Genomic DNA, 4,088 nt, shown 5'->3' with positions numbered 1-4,088 from the left:
CCGCCCGTACCGCCCCGGCGATGAGGGGCCGGGCGCGACCGCGCGCGCGCCCTACGTGCCCCAGGACCCGGAAGACGACGACGCCTACGCCCACGCCGTGCACGATGCCGCCCGACCGGATGTCCGTGCAAACGACCGTTCCGCGGTGCGTGCCGGACGTGACGGAGGCAACGCAGCCGCCAGCGTCGGCGATCCCTTTGCCGGAAACGAATTCGGCCCCGGGGCCATGGGGTTGGGGGACGACCTTCTCGGCGACACTGCCCCTGGCCTGCCTGCAGGTATGCCTGACGGTCTTCCTGAAGACCTCGTGGACTACGCCGCGGGTGAGGTCGGACCCACCTGGCTGGAAGGCGCCTTCGGCGACGACCCGGCCCGAGAAGGGCAGGGGACAGCGCCTGCCAGGCCCGCACGCCCCCGCAAGGTGCGCAGCAAGCTGCCCGGCCTTGACCTGCTGCACTCCGTGGCGGGCGGCGACACCAAGCCCGCCCGCCAGATACTGGAGGCCAAGGGCCAGAGCGTCATCACCTGCCTGGCCGACTTCGGGGTGCAGGGCGAATTGACCCGCATCACCCCCGGCCCGGTGGTCACCATGTTCGAGGTACGCCCGGCCCCCGGCGTGAAGGTGAGTCGCATCGCCAATCTCAGCGACGACCTCGCCCTGGCGCTGAAGGCCATTGCCGTGCGCATCCAGGCCCCCATCCCCGGCACGGACACCGTGGGCATAGAAATTCCCAACGAGGCGCGTGAAAACGTGTGCTTCAAGGAACTTCTGGGCTCGGACACCTTCCGTTCCGCCCCGTCCATGCTCACCATGGCCATCGGCAAGGACATCGCGGGCAACGCCACCGTGGCGGACCTAGCCCGCATGCCCCACCTGCTGGTGGCGGGCGCCACCGGCGCGGGCAAGAGCGTGTGCCTGAACTCCATCCTGCTCAGCTTCCTGTACAAGGCACGTCCTGAAGACGTGCAGATGCTGCTGGTGGACCCCAAGCGCATCGAGCTTGCCGTGTACGCCGACCTGCCGCATCTGGTGCACCCCGTGGTGACGGAAATGGCCCTGGCCAAGAACGCCCTGGACTGGGCCGTGCAGGAGATGGACCGCCGCTATCAGGCCATGGCGCGCCTGGCCGTGCGCAACATCGCCGGGTACAACCAGAAGCTGGCCGACCTTGGTGCGAACCTGCCGGCGGAACTGGCGGACCTGGAGCGCATGCCGTACCTGGTCATCGTCATCGACGAACTGGCCGACCTCATGCTGACCGCCGCCAAGGAAGTGGAAACCAGCATCGTGCGCCTGGCCCAACTGGCGCGCGCGGCGGGCATCCACATGATCCTGGCCACCCAGCGCCCCAGCGTGGATGTGGTCACCGGCCTCATCAAGGCCAACTTCCCGTGCCGCATCTCGTTCCAGGTCACCTCCAAGCACGATTCGCGCACCATTCTCGACACCGTGGGCGCCGAACACCTGCTGGGCAAGGGCGACATGCTCTTCAAGCCCAGCGGGGGCAAGCTGCAACGGCTGCACGGCGCCTTCGTGGGCGACGACGACGTGGCCTCCGTGGTGGAGTTCTGGAAGCGCCAGCAGGCCCCCAACTATACGGTGGACTTTGCCGACTGGGGCAACGACGGCACGGGCGACGGCGCCAACGGCAACGGCGGTGGCGACCTTTCCGACGACCCCATGTACGCCGAGGCCGTGGAATTCGTCATTGGCCAGGGCAAGGCCTCCATCTCGCAAATCCAGCGGCGTTTCCGCATCGGGTTCAACCGGGCCGCGCGCTACGTGGAACAGATGGAGCACGACGGCATCATCGGCCCCTCCGACGGCAGCAAGCCGCGCATGGTCATCAGATAACAATGGCGGGACAGGGTGCGGGGCGGGGTGGTTTTTCGCCACCGCCCCGCGCCCTGCCGCACGAGTTGACGCGCTGGGCGAGTCCTGCTAGCGCAGCCCCAGCATGGCGCGAGTCCGGTCGTGTCCCACCGGAACGGGCAGGCACTGACAGGACAGGGCTGGACAGAGCCGAATCGGGCCTGATCTCCGGACAGGGCGCCCTGTGCCATCATGTGTCATTCGGGGCCAATGTCCGCCCCCTGTCGGGCCTCCCTGTCGTCTCACTGCCGTCTCCCTGTCATTTCGCACGGCGAACGCCGTGCCCATCCCGCCAGCAATCCTCCACAGGAGCATCCCGTGATTCGTCCCCTTTCCATTCGTGCCTTCTCCCGCATGCTGGGCCTCGGCGTTGCATGCGCCGCCATGCTGTTGTCCGCCGTCCCGGCCCGTGCCGCCGGTGAACTGACCAACCGCCTGCAGCAACGTTACGACGCCACCACCACCCTCAAGGCGGACTTCACCCAGGTGCTGCTGCACCGCGAAAGCGGCGCCAAGGAAACCCGACAGGGCACCCTGCAATTCCGCAAGCCGTTGCTGGTGCGCTGGGAAACCAAGGCCCCCCACGCCGAACTGCTGGTGGTGACGGCCAACGAAATCTGGAACTACCTGCCGGACGAAGAGGTGGCCTACAAGTACCCTGTGGAACTGGTGCAGGACTCGCGGTCCATCATCAAGGTGATCACCGGCCAGGCAAGGCTGGAGCAGGACTTCGACGTGGCCGAAGAGGCCGACGACAACGGCATGGCCCGCCTGCACATGTACCCCAAGGAGCCGACGCCGCAGTTGACCGAGGCCTTCCTGTGGGTGGACCCGAACACCAACCTGATCCGCCGGGCCAAGATCATCGACTTCTACGGCAACGAGAACGACATCACCCTGAACGGCCTGGCCACCGACGCCGGGGTTCAGGACAGCGCCTTCCGTTTCGCCCCGCCCAAGGGCGTGGACGTGGAAGACCGCACCAGGCAGGGCTCGCCCGAGAAGCAGCTGTTCAATTAGGCTGCGCCTGCGCCCGGCTGTCGGCGGCGTCCGGCAGGCAGCCGTCAAAGCATTCTCCCTCTTAGGGACACGCCCGATTCAAGTTCAACTTGAAGTTTGAAAAAACGACAACGCCCCCCGCAGCCATGCAGGGGGCGTTGTTTCTTTTTCCGGCAAACTGGATGGTTACGATTCCAGACCGGCGGCGCGGCGCAGGGCTGCCACCTCGTGCGGGGTCAGGCGGCGGGCCGCGCCCTTGGGCAGTTCACCCAGTTCAAGCGGTCCCTGCCGCACACGCCGCAGCAGCAGCACCGTCAGCCCGAGGTCGCGGCACATCCGACGAATCTGGCGGTTCACGCCCTGGCGCAGGGTCATCTCGAAAAGGCTGGCCTGGCGGTCCGACTGCAACAGGCGCACGTCCACCGGCGCAAGCTTTTCGCCCTCGGCCAGGGTCATGCCCTGGCGCATGGGGGCCAGGGTGGATTCGGTCACGTGGCCGCGCACCTTGACCATGTAGACCTTGGGCAGGTGGTAGCGGGGGTGGGTGAGCCGGTTGGTCAGGTCGCCGTCATCGGTGAGGATCAGCAGCCCCTCGGAAAAATAGTCCAACCTGCCCACGGGGTACAGCCGCCCGCCGCGCAGTTCGGGCGGCAGGATGCCCAGCACCGTGGGCCGCCCCTGCGGGTCGCGCACGGTGGAGACGACCTGCACCGGCTTGTGCAGCATCACGTAGGTGAACGCGGCGGGCGCTGCATCCAGTTCCAGCAGTTGCCCGCGCACCTCGATGCGGTCGCGCCCCGGCACCACGCGGGCCCCGGGGGTGTCCACCACCTCGCCGTTGACCCGCACCCCCCCCTGCTGTATGAGGTCGTCCGCCTGACGCCGCGAGCACACCCCCGCCCCGGCAATGGCCTTGTTCAGGCGCACTTCGCCGGATTGCATGGCCGATTCCCCGGGCTGAACGTGCGGTTCGCCGGATTGCGCGGATTGCGCGGACTGGGCGTCCACCGCCGTGATTTCGGACTGACGTGCCGCCGCCGGTTCCCCCTCGCGGCGGTTCCTGCCGGGTCCGCGACCGGGCACAAGGCCTGCCCCGGGACGTCGTTCCTGTCGGCCCTCTCTGTCAGCGTTCCCCCCCGTGCGGGGCACCTCGCCAGCCTTGCCGCGCGGCGACGGCTGGCCGGGACGCCCGGGACCGTCGCTCCGGCGATCGGAA

3 protein-coding genes are annotated in these 4,088 nt (G+C 68.0%); 2 read left to right on the top strand and 1 reads right to left on the bottom strand.

Going from position 1 to position 4,088, the window contains the following annotated elements; translation table 11 throughout:
- On the top strand, positions 1 to 1,855 hold a 1,855-nt coding region (locus FVW20_RS08580), incomplete at its 5' end, for a DNA translocase FtsK (protein WP_231038976.1).
- A gap of 336 nt (positions 1,856 to 2,191) precedes the next feature.
- Positions 2,192 to 2,893, top strand: coding sequence for an outer membrane lipoprotein periplasmic chaperone LolA (lolA, locus tag FVW20_RS08575; RefSeq protein WP_196609093.1), 702 nt, complete (start codon positions 2,192 to 2,194; stop codon positions 2,891 to 2,893).
- Positions 2,894 to 3,058: 165 nt separating this feature from the next.
- On the opposite strand, the gene FVW20_RS08570 is transcribed toward lolA, so the two are convergent.
- Complete coding sequence (locus FVW20_RS08570; RefSeq protein ID WP_196609092.1) at positions 3,059 to 3,814, bottom strand: pseudouridine synthase; 756 nt, start codon at positions 3,812 to 3,814, stop codon at positions 3,059 to 3,061.
- Positions 3,815 to 4,088 lie beyond the last annotated feature (274 nt).

It is taken from the genome of Nitratidesulfovibrio oxamicus (genome assembly GCF_015731765.1).
GTDB lineage: Bacteria > Desulfobacterota > Desulfovibrionia > Desulfovibrionales > Desulfovibrionaceae > Cupidesulfovibrio > Cupidesulfovibrio oxamicus.
Note: the sequence above shows the minus strand (reverse complement) of the source record. Positions and strands in the feature narration are given on the sequence as shown.